This window comes from Pseudomonas pseudonitroreducens, assembly GCF_021603645.1.
Classification (GTDB): Bacteria; Pseudomonadota; Gammaproteobacteria; order Pseudomonadales; family Pseudomonadaceae; genus Pseudomonas; species Pseudomonas pseudonitroreducens.
On the sequence record NZ_BQHJ01000003.1, the window covers coordinates 134,745 to 150,597 of the forward strand.

Sequence of the window (15,853 nt, forward strand, 5' to 3'; positions counted from 1 at the left end):
GATCCGCCACTCGGGCGACTTTTTCGCGGAGATGGGTCGCAGCGGCGACGCCGTGCACCGCGTACGCCACGACAGGCGCCCCGGCACCCGCCAATGAGCCGGTGCAGTTTCGTAAGTCACTGCTGTGCCGGCTGTTTCCTGCCAGTTGCCGGGCATCGGGGGTGGGCCTACCATGCGCGCTGTCCGTGGGAGATTGCATTGTTTCGGGAGAGCAACATGCCCAGAGTTTTCCGTATCGCCGGCCTGGCCGCCGCGCTGATGCTGACCGCCTGCCAGCAGGTGAATACCACCAGCGGCGGTGTCGTCGGCGTCGAGCGCAAGCAGAGCATGTTCAGCATGTTGTCCAGTGCGCAGGTCGACCAGATGTATGCGCAGTCCTACCAGCAGACCCTCAGCGAGGCCTCCCAGGCCGGCAAGCTGGATGCCGGCAGCAGCGACGCCAAGCGCGTGAAGGCCATCGCCGACCGGCTGATTCCGCAGACCGGCGCCTTCCGCCCGGACGCGCCGTCGTGGAAGTGGGAAGTCAACGTGATCAAGAGCGACGAGCTCAACGCCAACTGCGGCCCGGGCGGCAAGATCATCGTCTACACCGGGCTGATCGATAAGCTCAAGCTGAGCGACGATGAACTCGCCGCGGTGATGGGCCACGAGATCGCCCACGCCCTGCGCGAGCACGGCCGCGAGGCCATGTCCCGTGCCTACGCCGAACAGGTCGGCCTGGGCCTGGGCGGCCAGTTGCTGGGCCTGGGCCAGAGCAGCGTCGACCTCGCCCACCAGGTGGTCGAGTACAGCCTGACCCTGCCCAACAGCCGGCAGAACGAGAACGAGGCCGATCTCATAGGCCTGGAATTGGCGGCGCGAGCCGGCTATAACCCCAACGCCGCGATCAGCTTGTGGCAGAAAATGGGCCAGGCCGGGGGCGATGCCCCGCCGGAAATCCTCAGCACCCACCCAGCGGACAGTACACGGATGGCCAACCTGCAGGCCGCCATCCCGAAGGTCATGCCGCTCTACGAGCAGGCCAAGACGCGCTGAGCGTGGTTTTGCAGCAGTGGTTCGTGATTCTCTCGAACGGCAAGGAGCGGCGTAGGGTTGCGCCGCTTTATCCAGTGAACAGGGAGCACCCGTGAAAATCGCTGTACTCGGAGCCACCGGGCTCCTGGGCCACCACGCCGCCCGCGCGATCAAGGCGGCCGGCCACCAACTGGTGCTGATCCACCGACCCTCGTCGCAGATCCAGCGCCTGGCCTACCTCGATCCTGAGTGCCGGGTAGCCGAACTGTTCGATCACCAGGGCATGGCCCGTGCGCTCGGCGGGCTCGATGCGGTGATCTTCAGCGCCGGTTACTACCCGGTGCGGCCGCGTCGCTGGCAGGAGGAAGTGGCCAGTGCGCTGGACTTGACCAACCACTTCTATGCCGCCTGCCTGCAGGCAAAAGTGCCGCGCATCCTCTACGTCGGCTCGGCCTTCGCCATGCCGTCGCACCCGCAAGGGCTGCCGGGGCATGAGGGGTTGTTCTACGAAGGGCTGCCCACCGGCAAGAGTGCCTACGTGATGTGCAAATGGGCGCTGGACGAACAGGCCCGCGAACAGGCTCGCGGCGGGCTGCCGGTGGTGATCGGGATTCCGGGCATGGTGCTGGGCGAGCTGGACATCGGCCCGACCACCGGGCGCCTGATCACCGCCATCGGCCGTGACGAAATGCTGCATTACGTGCCGGGGCGGCGCAATGTCATCGACGCCTCCGAAGCCGGGCGCGGCCTGCTCAAGGCTCTGGAGCGTGGCCGGGTAGGCGAGCGTTACCTGCTCACCGGGCACAACATCGAAATGGGCGAGCTGACAGCCACCATTGCCAAACTGCTGGGCAAGCCGGCGCCGACTCCGATGCCGCTGCACCGCGCCCGCGCGCTGGCAACGCTGGGTCGCTGGCGCTACCGCCTGACCGGCAAGATGCCGCTGCTGGACGATACCGCCATCGAGGTGATGGCCGGCGGGCAGTTCCTCGACGGCCGCAAGGCGCGCGAGGAGCTGGGCTTCGAGTCGCACGTGCCGCTGGAGGACACGCTGGAGCGGGCCATTTCCTGGTTCCACGCCAACGATTACCTCTGATTGGCAACTCGTAGGATGGGTATCGCTGCGCTCCACCCATCCTACAAAGCTTGCTCGCGAACCGCATAACACCGAGCGGTTCCTGTTCGCGAGCAAGCTCGCTCCTACAAGGGCTGTACCGGGAGCGAGAAAAGCAAAAGCCCGGCGGATGCCGGGCTTTTCTCTGTCAGGGCAGCGCCTTCTCGGCAAACGGCCGGTTGGGCAAGCCCATCTGCGCGCGGAAGCTCTCCATGTCGAACAGCGTGCACAATTCCTGCACCTGGTCCTGGCTGTTGAACACCCAGAAGCCCATGGCCGAGATGCTGACGATGCGGTCGCTGACCGGGTAACCCAGCACCGGTCGGGCGATGCTGCCCATCAGGGTGCTCCAGGTGAAGACCTTGTTGCCCTCGCGGATGCATTCCTCCACGGCCACTTCCAGGTCCTCCATGCCACTGCGGATCTCCTCCACCAGAGCCCGGTAGCCGGCGTTGTCCAGCGGCTGGGCGGTAAAGGCGCTCTTGTAGATGAAGTCCGGGCTGTGCAGTTGCTCCACCAACGCCAGGTGTCCCTTGTTCCAGGCCAGGTCGATGTGGTGGCGGGCAACTTTCTTCAGGTCTTTTTCCGGCATGGCGACGTCCTTTGCCGTGGGAGGCGGAAGCGCCACTTTGTATCGCGGGCGATACACAGGCATTGGCCGGCGCGCCAGCCTCCCGACGAAAAGCGGCCGCTTAGAACATCCCGGAAAGCTTCAGCGCGTGGTAGATGGCGGCCAGACCGAGGATGGCGAAGGCCGCGGCGGCCAGGCGGCGGATCAGGTTCAGCGGCAGGCGTTCGGCGGCGAAGTTGCCAGCCAGTACCACCGGCACGTTGGCGATCAGCATGCCCAGCGTGGTGCCGATGACCACCAGCCAGAAGTGCGGGTACTGCGCGGCCAGCATCACGGTGGCGACCTGGGTCTTGTCGCCCATCTCGGCGAGGAAGAAGGCGATCAGGGTGGTGAGGAACGGGCCGAATTTCTTCAGCGAACCTTCTTCGTCGTCATCCAGCTTGTCCGGAATCAGGGTCCAGCCAGCGACGGCCAGGAAGGACACAGCCAGCACCCAGCTCAGCGTGGCTTCGGAGAAGAAGCTGGCGACCCAGCTGCCGACGGCGCCGGCGGCGAAGTGGTTGGCCAGGGTGGCGGCGATGATCCCGGCGATGATCGGCCAGGGCTTGCGGAAACGCGCGGCGAGGACGAGCGCGAGCAGTTGCGTCTTGTCGCCGATTTCCGCGAGAGCAACGATCAGGGTGGGGACGAAGAGGGATTCCATCAGGCTTCCTAAGGGGCGGGTCGACTAATCACCATGACACGCGCCACCTGCCCGCCCCGGGTCAGGTTGCTCGTGTCATAGGTCTTGTCAAACCCCGGCCTGATCGCTGCAGGCCTGGATCGTACGCGCCATGGTCTGCGGACCAAGTGTGTTGACGCGTACCGGGCGAGCGGAGCGCTCGCGGGAGACTACTCCCCTAGGACGGGGCGCATTCTGCCCAAGTCCTAGGACTTGGGCAAGCCTGCGCGTCGGATCATTCGCGGGTGGGGCGAATGTCCATGTCCTCGTAGCGGATGAAGCGGGTCTTGTTCTTGAAGCGGTAGCCCAGCCAGATCGCCAGGAACAGCGGGATGGTGATGTAGGTAGCAACCAGCCCGGCCCAGTCCACGTGTTCGCCGACGAAGGCCTGGTAGTTCTGCCCCAGGGTGATGATCAGGCAGAGGACGAAGGCGAACAGCGGGCCGAAGGGGAACCATTTGGCGCGATAGGGCAGGTCGTCGAGGTTGCCGCCCTGCAGGACGAAGCCCTTGCGGAAGCGGTAGTGCGATACGGCGATGCCCAGCCAGACGATGAAGCCGCACATGCCCGAGGCGTTGAGCAGCCAGGTGTAAACGGTCTTGTCGCCGATGAAGCTGGTGAGGAAGCACAGCGCGCCGATCAGCGTGGTGGCGTAGAGGGCGTAGCGCGGCACGCCGCTCTCGGACACCTGGGTGAACAGGCGCGGCGCCTTGCCCTGGGTGGCCATGGTGTAGAGCATCCGGGTGGAGGCATACATGCCCGAGTTGCCAGCGGAGAGGATCGCCGAGAGGATCACTGCGTTCATCACGCCGGCCGCGGCGGCGAGCCCCGCGCGTTCGAACAGCAGGGTGAAGGGCGAGGTGCTGATGTCGCTGCTGTCGGTCTTGAGCAGGTTCGGATCGGTGTAGGGGATGAGCATGCCGATGACGAAGATCGACAGGATGTAGAACATCAGGATTCGCCAGAACACCTGGCGGATGGCAATCGGAATGGACTTCTGCGGATTCTCCGATTCACCGGCGGCAACGCCGATCAGCTCGGTGCCCTGGAACGAGAAGCCGGCGATCATCGCTACCCCGATCATCGCCTGCAGGCCGCCGACGAAGGGCGCGTCACCGGTGGTGAAGTTGCTGAAGCCGGGGCTGTCGATGCCGTGCATGATGCCGATGATGCTGGCCAGGCCGATGCCGATGAAGACCACCACGGCGACCACCTTGATCAGCGCGAACCAGAATTCGCTCTCGCCGAAGCCTTTCACCGAGAAGAAGTTGAGCATGAACATGATGCCGAGGAAGCCGGCGCTCCAGTACATGCCCGAGACTTCCGGGAACCAGAACTTCATCACCAGCTGCGCCGCCACCAGCTCGGCGGCAATGGTCACCGCCCAGTTGTACCAGTAGTTCCAGCCCATGGCGAAACCGAAGCCATCGTCGATGAAACGGCTGCCATAAGTGCAGAACGAGCCGGAATCGGGGATGTAGGCCGCCAGTTCGCCGAGGCTGGTCATGAGGAAGAACACCATCAGCCCGATCAGCGCGTAGGCCAGCAGCGCACCGCCAGGGCCGGCGGTGGCGATGGTGCTGCCGGAGGCGACGAACAACCCGGTGCCGATGGAGCCGCCGATGGCGATCATGTTCAGGTGGCGCGGTTTCAGAGAGCGCTTGAGGTGATGCGGCTTCTCTTTCGGCCCCATGGCGAAAGTCAGTTCGACGTCATCTTTGATTCTGCGATTCACGGGTGTCCTCGATAGTTCAGGGCGAGCGGCGGTGCGCCGATCCGGGCAGGCTCGGTGGAGTGTAGTGCGAGCCTGGGATCAGCGCCGGGCGCTGTAGATACGGAAGCCGTCGGCCTCCGCCAGGGTGCGGCAGGAGCCCAGGTGCTGTTCGATCAGCGGCGGGTATTTCAGGAAACTGTTGGCCACCAGGCGCAGCTCGCCGCCGGGTGCCAGATGGCGGGCCGACTGGCGCAGCAGGTGTTCAGTGGCGGCGTAGCTGGTGTGTACGCCCTGGTGGAAGGGCGGGTTGCTGACGATGGCGGCCAGGTTGTCCGGCGCGGCATCGATGCCATCGCCGGCGATTACCTCGCCTTCCAGGCCATTGGCGGCGAGGGTCAGGCGGCTGCTTTCGACGGCGAAGGCGTCGACGTCCAGCAGGGTCAGCCGGTTCTGTGGATAACGTCGCTTGAGCGTGGCGCCGAGCACCCCGGCGCCGCAGCCGAAGTCCAGCAGATGGCCGGCCGGCAGCTTGTCGAGGTGCTCCAGCAACAGGGCGCTGCCGCGATCCAGGCGGCCGTGGCTGAACACGCCGGGCAGGGTGATGACCTGTAGCGGGCCGTCGGCCAGCGGCAGCTCATAGCGTTGTGCGAGGGCGTGCAGGTCGGGCGCTGTTGGGGCGCCGTCGATGTGTGTGTGCCAAAGCTGGCAGTGGCGGGCGCTATCCAGCTTGCTGGCGCGGCCGAACTCGCCGAGCTGCTTGCTGGCGCGTTCGACGCCGGCGCGCTTCTCGCCGACCAGGTACAGCTCGCCATCCGGCACGCAGCTGGCCAGCGCGGCCAGCAGGTAGTCGGTCAGTTCGCGGGACTTGGGCAGGAACAGCACAGCGGCGTCGAACTGGCCCTCGGGCGGTGTCGCACCGAAGTGGCAACGGCCGGCAAAGCGGGCTTCGAGCTGCCGGGCCTCGCCGGCATGCCAGCTCCAGCCTTGCGCCTGCGGCAGGTCGCCGAGCAGGGCGTCGGCGGGCAGGCCGGCGAGCAGGACGCGGCCCTGGAAGCGCTCGATCTGGCGCAGCAGCACTTCACTGGTGGGGGCGTTGGACATGCGGCCTCCTCGAAAAAAGGGCGCGAGTTTAGCAGGGCTGCCGCGGCCGAGCCTAGGCGAGCCGCACCTCGCCATTGCTCCAGAAGTCGTCGCCACGCAGCTCCAGGGTGCCGGCCGCGACTTGTGCGCGCAGGCGCCAGGCGGCGAGCAGGTCGCTGACGAACAGACCGTCGACATAGGCCATGGTCGGACCGATCAATGACTGCACTGGACGCCAGGCTTCGCTGGCGCTGTCCAGCAGGATGCGGTCGATGTGCGCGTAGCCGGTGCCACTCAGTCGGCCGTCGAGCCACAGGCGCAGCTCGGTGTTCTCGGTCAGGGCGTGCTGCCAGTCCGTGCCCAGGCGCTGGCGCTCGGCGGCGTCCAGTTCGTGGCTGGCGGCCAGGGCGTTGGCCAGTTCTTCGGGTTTGAGCATGGCGATGGCGTGGCGATCTTCGCTGCGGCACTGACCGCTGCCAGCACCGACGCTGCGCAGCGTGACCTGCGCCGGCAGCAGCGCACAGACGCGGCGCAGCAGCAGTTGTTCGCTGGCGCTGTCGCCATGCCAGAGCGTGACGGAGCGGGCGTCCGGGCTGCGTAGCCAGTTCGCATCGGTGGCCAGCTCAACGGCGATTTCGCGTTCGCGCAGGGCGTCGCCACCCAGCTCATGCCAGAACGCGGCGCGCTGCTGGCAGGGTGGGTTGTCCACATCGCTCAGCGGGCCGACCGCGAGGTCGTCCGGCATCACACGGATTTTTTTCTCGGTCAGCACGCCGGCTTCGACTGCCCGGCGCAGGGCATCGGCGGCGCCGTCGCCGCAAACCAGATGCAGGCTCATGCCGTCACCACGCGGCGTGCTTCGCCGGCGAAAAAGCCGGCGGCGTTTTCGCTCAACTGGCCGACGATGCGTTGTCGGGCCTCGCGACTGCCCCAGGCGCTGTGCGGGGTGAGGATGAAGCGTGGAAGGTCGCCGGCCAGCAGCGGATTGCCGTCTTTCGGTGGCTCGACGCTGAGTACGTCGAAGGCCGCACCGCCCAGGTGACCGCGACGTAGGGTATCGGCCAACGCCTGCTCGTCGACCAGCCCGCCGCGGGCGGTATTGATCAGGAAGGCGTTGGGTTTCATCAGGTCCAGCTCGCGCTGGCCGATCAGGTTGCGCGTGGCGTCGGTCAGTGGGCAGTGCAGGGTGAGGGCGTCGACCAGCGGCAGCAGTTCCTCCAGCGCCAGTCGGTCAGCGCGCGCGGGGCGGCCGGGCAGGGCGCCGAGCAGTACGCGCATGCCGAAGGCCTCGGCCAGTTTCGCCACCGCCCCGCCCAGCTCGCCGTGGCCGAGCAGGCCGAGGGTCTTGCCCTCCAGTTCGACGATGGGGAAGTCCAGCAGGCAGAACTGCGGCGCCTGCTGCCAGCGCCCAGCGCGGATCGCCGTCTGGTAATCCGGCAGGCGGGTGGCCAGGGCGAGCAGCAGCATCAGCGTGTGCTGCGCCACCGAGGGCGTGCCGTAGCCCTGGCAGTTGCTCACGGTTACGCCGTGCTGGCGCGCGGCTTCGAGGTCGACGTTGTTGGTACCGGTGGCGGCCACCAGGATCAGCTTGAGCTCCGGGCACTGCGCGAACACCTCGGCGCCGATGCGCACCTTGTTGCTGATTGCCACCTGCGCGCCTTGCAGGCGCTCGGCCACCTGCTGCGTGTCGCTGCGCCCGTGCAGGACAAGTTCGCCGAACGGTGCGCGCAGCGGCGCGAGATCGAGGTCACCGAGGTCGAGGGAGGCATGGTCGAGGAAGACGGCGCGAGCAGGATTCATGAGCGATGACACCTTGATCGAAGGGGCGGGATGAAGGGGATTCTCGGCACAACCGCCGCCGTGGACAACCCCGGCTTCCCGCGAGTGCAAGGCCAGATGGCCTCAGGCTGGATGGTAGTTGTCTGAGTGAAAAGTCTGACAGGTGTTTCGGTTTTCCCTCATCTGCCGCCCGCAGCCGGCCTTTTAGAGTGCACCCATCGAATCTCGAGGTGACTTGCGATGATGGCTTGGATTCTCTCCGGCCTTACGGCCATCCGCGCGCTTGGCGCGCGTGTTGGGCAGCGTGATGGCTCGACGACCTTGTATTCCCGTTGCCGGCGGAGAAAGATGCCACGTGGCACAGGGCATGAGTCCTTGCTGTGCTTCGGTGCGTTGCTGGAGTGCTGCGATGCGGCGGCAGATGTGGTGCAGGCCAGTGAGCAGGTCGAACTCTGGGGCGTCACTGATGCGGCATCGGCCCGCCGGACGCTGCAGGACCTGATGCTCGAGGCACGGAGCCAGACGCTGGACGAGGAATTCCGCCGGCTGCAGCGCAACGAGTCGAGCGCCTTCGACGGTGAGCAGCGGCTGCGCTTCAAGCAGGCCCAGCGCGCCTGGCGCAAGGCGGGCCTGGCGCTGCCTGTGGATATCTCCATGGCCGCGCATGATCTGGAAGGCATTGCCTGGTTGACCCGGCAATGCCATGCCTGTGGTTATCTCACCGAATCGGAGGCCTGGCTGAGCCTGGCCTGGGTAGCCGAGATCGCCATTCGAGCATTCTCCGACTGGCAGGCCTATGCCGCGTCGTTCGTATTGGGGCGTGCGATTCTGTTGCATGACGGGGCGTCCGGCGCGATGGCGATCCGGACGTACAAGGAACTGATGGGCAGCCGCGACGACAACACGCCACTGGCCGGCTTGTGGCGTGCCCATCCGCTGGCAGGTATCCGGGTGAGCAAGGTGGTGCTGCAGGAAGAGCACATCGTCGAGCCGCCAGCGCATCCTTCGCGCAGTGCACTCCTGGCCTTTGGCTGCGTGATTGCCGCTAGCGCGGGTGTGCGCGCCGATGATCTGGCCATCGCCCCGCAGGAGCGCGAGTATCAACGGCTGTGGCTGGCCGAGCATTGGCGGGCCGCGGCGCCGGACGAGGTTCTCGCACGCCTGAACTGGTTGCTGGAGGTCGGCAGCCGCGACAGGCTCGACCCGCTGTTGCAGCAGGAGACCGGCGGGCACACCGACTTGACGGAGCGCCGCGGAAATCCCCTGGCGCGCTTCGACCGGGCGCAACGGGCGCTGGTGAAGGCGGGTTTTGATCCGGCCCGGGTTGCGCACTGCCAGAGCGTGCTGGCCTACGATCTGGAACGCGCGGCGTTCGGTGCGCGCCTGGCGTTCACGGCCGGCCTGCTGGACGAGGAGCGCCTGTGGAATGCGTTGCGCCACATGGCCCGGCAGGCCCGCGCGGCTTTCGAAGACTGGGAGGACTATCTGGTTTCGGTCATCCTCGGCCATGCCCTGGCGAACGAGGACTGGCTGGCCGGCAAGCGCCTGATTCGCGGCGGGATGGCCTTGCTGGACGGCATCACCCCGTTCGCCGAGTACCCCTCGCCATGGCAGGCCTGCCCGCTGGAGAGGTTGCCGGTTCTGCACAGTGTGGCTTGTCGGCGGCCCGGCGATTCGTATAGAACCTAGGACTTTCCTGGCGTTTTTCGGAGGCGCGATGTACTGGGCGGAGTTTCTCACGGTGGCGTTCATTCACCTGCTGGCGGTGGCCAGCCCTGGCCCGGATTTCGCCGTGGTGGTGCGCGAGAGCGTGGCCCACGGGCGCCGCGCGGGCACCTGGACGGCCCTGGGCGTGGGCAGTGCGATTTTCCTGCACGTGACCTATTCGCTGCTGGGGATCGGCCTGATCGTGTCGCAGTCCATCGTGCTGTTCAATGCGCTGAAATGGCTGGCGGCGGCCTACCTGCTGTACATCGGCTTCAAGGCTTTGCGGGCGCGCCCGGCTGATCCGGCGGCGGCAGAGACGATGGCCGCTCCGCTCGCCCGTACGGCTCGCGGTGCCTATGTCGCCGGTTTCATCACCAATGGCCTGAACCCCAAGGCCACGCTGTTCTTCCTTTCGCTGTTCACCGTCGTGATCAACCCGCATACGCCATTGCTGGTCCAGGCTGGTTATGGTGTGTACCTGGCCTGCGCCACCGCCGCCTGGTTCTGCCTGGTGGCGCTGCTGTTCAGCCAGCAGCGGGTGCGTGCCGGCTTCGCCCGCATGGGCCACTGGTTCGACCGGATGATGGGCGTGGTGCTGATCGGCCTGGGGATCAAGCTGGCCTTCACCGAACTGCGCTGAGCCCGGCTTTTCGTAGGAGCGAGCTTGCTCGCGAATCTCTTGCCGACGGCTCAAGAGCTGGGCGGTTCGCGAGCAGGCTCGCTGCTACAGGAATGCTTTGTTCCGAATGAAAAAGGGGCGCCTCGGCGCCCCTTTTTCATTTCGCAGCGAAGATCAGACCAGCTCGATCGCCACCGCAGTGGCTTCGCCGCCGCCGATGCACAGCGAGGCTACCCCGCGCTTGCCGCCCTTCTTCTGCAGGGCGTTGATCAGGGTGATGATGATCCGCGAGCCGGTGGAGCCGACCGGGTGGCCCTGGGCGCAGGCACCGCCGTAGACGTTGACCTTGGCGTGGTCCAGGCCGTGTTCGCGCATGGCAAGCATGGTGACCATGGCGAAGGCTTCGTTGATCTCGAACAGATCGACGTCATCCTTGCTCCAGCCGGCTTTCTTGAACAGGTTGGTCATGGCGCCGATCGGGGCCAGGGTGAACTCGGCCGGGTCCTGGCTCTGGGTGGCGTGGGCGACGATCTTCGCCAGGGGCTTCAGGCCACGGCGCGCGGCTTCTTCGGCGGTCATCAGGACCAGCGCGGAGGCGCCGTCGGAGATCGAGCTGGCGTTGGCCGCGGTGATGGTGCCGTCCTTGCGGAAGGCCGGGCGCAGGCCGGGAATCTTCTCCAGGTTGGCGGTCAGCGGCTGCTCGTCGTCCTTCACCACGGTCTCGCCCTTGCGGGTGGTGACGGTGACCGGGACGATTTCCGAATCCAGCGAGCCGTCCTTGATGGCAGCCTGGGCGCGCTTCAGCGATTCGATGGCGTAGGCGTCCATTTCTTCGCGGGTGACGTTGTACTTGTCGGCGGTTTCCTGGGCAAAGGAGCCCATCAGGCGGCCGGTGCGGGCATCTTCCAGGCCGTCGAGGAACATGTGGTCCTTGATCTCGCCGTGGCCCATGCGCAGGCCGGTGCGGGCCTTCTCGATGACATAGGGGGCGTTGGACATGCTTTCCATGCCGCCGGCGACCATCACGCTGTTGCTGCCGGCCTTGAGCAGGTCGTGGGCCAGCATCACCGCCTTCATGCCCGAGCCGCAGAGCTTGTTGATGGTGGTGCAGCCGGTGGCGGCGGGCAGGCCGGCGTTGAGCGACGCCTGGCGGGCCGGGCCCTGTTTCAGGCCGGCGGGCAGCACGTTGCCCATGATCACTTCCTGCACGTCGGCGGGCTGGATGCCGGCACGGGAAATGGCTTCGCGGATGGCGATGGCGCCCAGGTCGACGGCGGAAACGCCGGACAGGCTGCCCTGGAAGCCGCCCATGGGAGTACGGGCGCCGCTGACGATGACGATCTCGGACATGACTCTTAACCTCTTCGCTCTTGTTGTAGGAGTCCGCGCATGGCCGGCTGCGCGTCGGCAGAACCGTGTTGGAAGCTGGCGTCGGAGGCTCATTTACAAGGCGTAAACTCCGCTCCCTCGCCTGCTTCCACCTGGCGCTGCTGCAACTCGCGGGCCTTTCGCGGACTCCGGGTAAAGGTACCGGGCGTGAACGACCGGGCGTCAGGATTCTACCGCGTGACCGGATGCGGCCATAGAGTCATCGGCAAATCACTCTTTTGACTGATGAATGGACACTCCGAGCGCTCTAGAGTCGGTCTCATCCTGATGAGATCCAGCCTTGAGAGTGCGCACGCCATGCTGAAAACCCGCGTCATCCCCGCTGCACAGAACGCCTACCAGTACCCGCTGTTGATCAAGAGCCTGCTGCTGTCGGGCAGCCGTTACGAGAAAGGCCGGGAAATCGTCTACCGCGACACCGTGCGTTACAGCTATGCCACCTTCAACGAGCGTGTTGCGCGATTGGCCAACGTGCTCACCGAGGCCGGCGTGAAGGCCGGTGACACCGTGGCGGTAATGGACTGGGACAGCCACCGTTACCTCGAGTGCATGTTCGCCATCCCGATGATCGGTGCGGTGCTGCACACCATCAACATCCGCCTTTCGCCGGACCAGATCCTCTACACCATGAACCACGCCGATGACCGCTTCGTGCTGGTCAACAGCGAGTTCGCCGCGCTCTACCAGGGCATCGCCGGGCAATTGACCACGGTGGAAAAGACCCTGCTGATCACCGACGGCGCGGACAAGACCAGCACGCTGCCCAACTGTGTCGGCGAGTACGAGACCCTGCTGGCGGCTGCCAGCCCGCGTTATGCCTTCCCCGATTTCGACGAGAACTCGGTGGCGACCACCTTCTACACCACCGGTACCACCGGTAACCCCAAGGGTGTGTACTTCACCCACCGGCAACTGGTGCTGCACACCCTGGCGATGGCCGCAACCATCGGCAGCCTGGACAGCATCCGCCTGATGGGCACCGACGATGTGTACATGCCGATCACCCCGATGTTCCACGTTCACGCCTGGGGCGTGCCCTACGTGGCGACTATGCTGGGGGTGAAGCAGGTGTACCCGGGCCGTTACGAGCCGGAGCTGCTGTGCAAGCTGATCCGTGAGGAGAAGGTGACCTTCTCCCACTGCGTGCCGACCATCCTGCAGATGATGCTCAATGCCGCGGGCGCCAAGGACCACGACTTCGGCGGGCTGAAGATCATCATTGGCGGCAGCGCCCTGAACCATGCCCTGTACGACGCCGCCAAGGCACGCGGCATCCAGCTCACCGCTGCGTATGGCATGTCCGAGACCTGCCCGCTGATTTCCTGTGGCTACCTCAACCAGGAACTGTGCGCCGGCAGCGAGGACGAGCGCACCACCTACCGCATCAAGGCCGGCGTGCCGGTGCCACTGGTGGAGGCGGCGATCATGGATGAGCACGGCGAGTTCCTCCCGGCGGACGGCGAGTCCCAGGGCGAGCTGGTGCTGCGTGCGCCCTGGCTGACCCAGGGCTACTTCCGTGAGCCGGAAAAGGGCGAGGACCTCTGGGCTGGTGGCTGGATGCATACCGGCGACGTGGCGACCCTGGACGGCATGGGCTTCATCGACATCCGCGACCGTATCAAGGATGTCATCAAGACCGGCGGCGAGTGGCTGTCTTCCCTGGAGCTGGAGGACCTCATCAGCCGCCACCCGGCGGTGCGCGAGGTGGCGGTGGTCGGCGTGCCCGATCCGCAGTGGGGCGAGCGCCCGTTCGCCCTGCTGGTGCTGCGCGATGGCCAGGCGCTGGATGCCAGGGCGCTGCGCGAGCACCTCAAGCCTTTCGTCGAGCAGGGCAACATCAACAAGTGGGCAATTCCCTCGCAGATCGCCGTTGTTACTGAAGTTCCCAAGACCAGCGTCGGCAAGCTCGACAAGAAGCGTATCCGGGTAGACATCGCCCAATGGCAGGAGGCTGGCAGCGCCTTCCTCTCCACGGTGTGACCGACGACCGGCAAGTCACGGTTGGCGGGCGGTCGTGCCAAGCAAGCGCTTGGCACGGCGCAGCCCAGTGACCACGCCACCTCGGCACCTGCGCAAGCGTCTAGTCAGGGCCTTTCTAAGACAAATCACACTTTCGAGCGATCAAGCACCCTGGGGCGGTGGATATAGTCGCCACTACTCATAACAAAAAACACATGGAGTAGCGTCGATGAAAACCATGCAACATATCTGGCGCCTGGCGCGGTTGCCGCTGGCAGTCAGCCTGGCTTCCTCGCTGGCGGCTCCGGCTTCCGCCGTCAGCTTCAACATTGGGGAAATCGAAGGTTCGTTCGACTCGACGCTGTCCGTGGGGGCCAGCTGGTCGACGCAGAATCCGAACGACAACCTCATCGGCATCAACAACGGCGGCAAGGGCCTGTCCCAGACCTCCGACGATGGCCACCTGAACTACAAGGCCGGCAAGACCTTCTCGAAGATCTTCAAGGGCATCCACGACCTCGAACTCAAGTACGGCGACACCGGCGTCTTCGTGCGCGGCAAGTACTGGTACGACTTCGAGCAGAAGGACGAGAACACCGAGTTCAAGCCCCTGTCCGACCATAACCGCAAGGAAGCCGCCCAGGCCTCCGGCGGTGAAATCCTCGACGCCTTCATCTACCACAACTACAACATCGCCGACCTGCCGGGCACCGTGCGCCTGGGCAAGCAGGTGGTGAACTGGGGCGAGAGCACCTTCATCCAGAACGGCATCAGCGTGATCAACCCGTTCGACGTCACCGCCTTCCGCCGCCCGGGCTCCGAGATCAAGGAAGCCCTGGTGCCGGTGAACATGTTCTACCTGTCGCAGAACCTCACCGAGAACCTGTCCGCCGAAGGCTTCTACCAGCTGGAGTGGGACCAGACGGTGGTCGACAACTGCGGCACCTTCTTCTCCCAGCCGGACGTGGTGGCTGACGGCTGCACCCAGAACCTCGCGGTGCTGACCAACAATGCCGCTTCGATCCGCACCCTGAACGGCCTGCTCGGCCCGAACCTGGCGGTGACCCCGTCGCCGTGGAACGAAGGCCTGGTAGTGCAGCGCGGCCCGGACCGTGACGCCCGTGACAGCGGCCAGTACGGCTTCTCGATGAAGTACTTCGCCGACAGCCTGAACACCGAGTTCGGCGGCTACTACATGAACTACCACAGCCGCCTGCCGATCTTCAGCGGGCGTGGCGCGGACGCCTCCAAGGTCGCGCAGATCAACCAGTTGATCACCAACATCGCGGCGATCAGCCCGTCCCTGGCGGCCCAGGCCGGCGCGGCGGCGATGGCGGGCAACTCCAGCTACTTCATCGAATACCCCGAAGACATCCGCCTGTACGGCCTGAGCTTCTCCACCACGCTGCCCACCGGCACCGCCTGGCAGGGCGAGATCAGCTACCGCCCGAATGCTCCGGTACAGCTGAACACCACCGACATCCTGTATTCCGGCCTCGACCCGGTGTCCATTGGTGGCAACCACGTCTACGACAACGCTTCCGTGCTGACTGGCACCGCTGGCCAGGACCTGCATGGTTACACCCGCAAGGAAGTCACCCAGCTGCAGACTACCTTCACCCACTTCTTCGACCAGGTCATGGGCGCCGAGCGTCTGACCCTGGTGGGCGAGGTAGGCTGGACCCACGTCGGCGGCCTGGAAAGCCAGAACAAGGCGCGCTATGGCCGTGACCCGGTGTTCGGCCCCGGCCCGCTGAACGGCACCCTCAACGGCCTGGCTACCTGCGAGGCGCTGAACGCTTCCACCCTGGGCACCGCCAACGCCAACAACGTCAGCCGCAACTGCGAAAGCGATGGCTTCACCACGGCCGACTCCTGGGGCTACCGCGCTCGCGCGATCTGGGACTACAACGACGTGTTTGCCGGCGTGAACCTCAAGCCCAACGTGGCCTGGTCCCACGACGTCGACGGCTACTCCCCCGGCCCCGGCGGCAACTTCGAGGAAGGCCGCAAGGCGGTCAGCCTGGGTATCGACGCCGACTACCTGAACACCTACACCGCCAGCTTGGCCTATACCAACTACTTCGACGGCAAATACTCCACCGTCGACGACCGTGACTTCGTCAGCCTGAGCTTCGGTGTGACCTTCTAAGCCGGCTGTTCAACCGGCAAGCGGCCCGCCTTCG

13 protein-coding genes and 1 riboswitch are annotated in these 15,853 nt (G+C 65.7%); of the genes, 6 read left to right on the forward strand and 7 right to left on the reverse strand.

The genetic code is table 11. From position 1 onward, the window contains the following. The first annotated feature begins 216 nt into the window (after window positions 1–216). Window positions 217–1,035 (forward strand): M48 family metallopeptidase, encoded by an 819-nt coding sequence (locus tag L6D89_RS08510; protein WP_236172892.1) that lies wholly within the window; start codon window positions 217–219, stop codon window positions 1,033–1,035. 91 nt (window positions 1,036–1,126) lie between these two features. After that, a complete protein-coding gene (locus L6D89_RS08515) occupies window positions 1,127–2,110 on the forward strand; it encodes an NAD-dependent epimerase/dehydratase family protein (RefSeq protein ID WP_236199362.1) in 984 nt (327 codons plus the stop codon). A gap of 166 nt (window positions 2,111–2,276) precedes the next feature. Here the strand turns inward: L6D89_RS08515 and L6D89_RS08520 are convergent, their stop codons facing one another. From L6D89_RS08520 to L6D89_RS08545, 6 genes are all read right to left on the reverse strand, one after another. Next, on the reverse strand, window positions 2,277–2,720 hold the full coding sequence (locus L6D89_RS08520; protein WP_138522167.1) for a ketosteroid isomerase-related protein: 444 nt from the start codon (window positions 2,718–2,720) through the stop codon (window positions 2,277–2,279). A gap of 100 nt (window positions 2,721–2,820) precedes the next feature. Then, entirely contained in the window at window positions 2,821–3,402 is a 582-nt protein-coding gene (locus L6D89_RS08525; RefSeq protein ID WP_236172890.1) for a TMEM165/GDT1 family protein, read from the reverse strand. 89 nt (window positions 3,403–3,491) lie between these two features. After that, a riboswitch (yybP-ykoY riboswitch) is annotated at window positions 3,492–3,611 on the reverse strand. 44 nt (window positions 3,612–3,655) lie between these two features. Beyond that, on the reverse strand, window positions 3,656–5,113 hold the full coding sequence (locus tag L6D89_RS08530) for an amino acid permease (protein WP_236173005.1): 1,458 nt from the start codon (window positions 5,111–5,113) through the stop codon (window positions 3,656–3,658). Between the two features lie 120 nt (window positions 5,114–5,233). Next, on the reverse strand, window positions 5,234–6,235 hold the full coding sequence (locus tag L6D89_RS08535; protein WP_236199363.1) for a class I SAM-dependent methyltransferase: 1,002 nt from the start codon (window positions 6,233–6,235) through the stop codon (window positions 5,234–5,236). A gap of 52 nt (window positions 6,236–6,287) precedes the next feature. Beyond that, a complete protein-coding gene (locus tag L6D89_RS08540; protein WP_236199364.1) occupies window positions 6,288–7,052 on the reverse strand; it encodes a DUF1835 domain-containing protein in 765 nt (254 codons plus the stop codon). After that, a complete protein-coding gene (locus tag L6D89_RS08545) occupies window positions 7,049–8,014 on the reverse strand; it encodes a 2-hydroxyacid dehydrogenase (RefSeq protein ID WP_236199365.1) in 966 nt (321 codons plus the stop codon). Before L6D89_RS08545 ends, L6D89_RS08540 begins: the two co-directional genes overlap by 4 nt. A 222-nt stretch (window positions 8,015–8,236) precedes the next feature. On the opposite strand from L6D89_RS08545, the gene L6D89_RS08550 reads away from it, so the two are divergent. Then, a complete protein-coding gene (locus tag L6D89_RS08550; RefSeq protein ID WP_236199366.1) occupies window positions 8,237–9,682 on the forward strand; it encodes a DUF1266 domain-containing protein in 1,446 nt (481 codons plus the stop codon). Between the two features lie 28 nt (window positions 9,683–9,710). Continuing rightward, window positions 9,711–10,340: a LysE family transporter gene (locus L6D89_RS08555; protein ID WP_236199367.1), complete on the forward strand. Its 630-nt coding sequence runs from the start codon at window positions 9,711–9,713 to the stop codon at window positions 10,338–10,340. Between the two features lie 153 nt (window positions 10,341–10,493). Here L6D89_RS08555 and L6D89_RS08560 read toward each other — a convergent pair whose 3' ends face one another. Beyond that, window positions 10,494–11,669, reverse strand: a complete 1,176-nt coding sequence (locus L6D89_RS08560; protein ID WP_236199368.1) for a thiolase family protein — start codon at window positions 11,667–11,669, stop codon at window positions 10,494–10,496. 336 nt (window positions 11,670–12,005) lie between these two features. Between L6D89_RS08560 and L6D89_RS08565 the strand changes: the two genes are divergently transcribed. Together L6D89_RS08565 and L6D89_RS08570 are read left to right on the forward strand one after the other, a co-directional pair. Next, window positions 12,006–13,688, forward strand: coding sequence for a fatty acid--CoA ligase (locus L6D89_RS08565; protein WP_236199369.1), 1,683 nt, complete (start codon window positions 12,006–12,008; stop codon window positions 13,686–13,688). A gap of 208 nt (window positions 13,689–13,896) precedes the next feature. Next, complete coding sequence (locus L6D89_RS08570) at window positions 13,897–15,819, forward strand: DUF1302 domain-containing protein (RefSeq protein ID WP_236199370.1); 1,923 nt, start codon at window positions 13,897–13,899, stop codon at window positions 15,817–15,819. Window positions 15,820–15,853 lie beyond the last annotated feature (34 nt).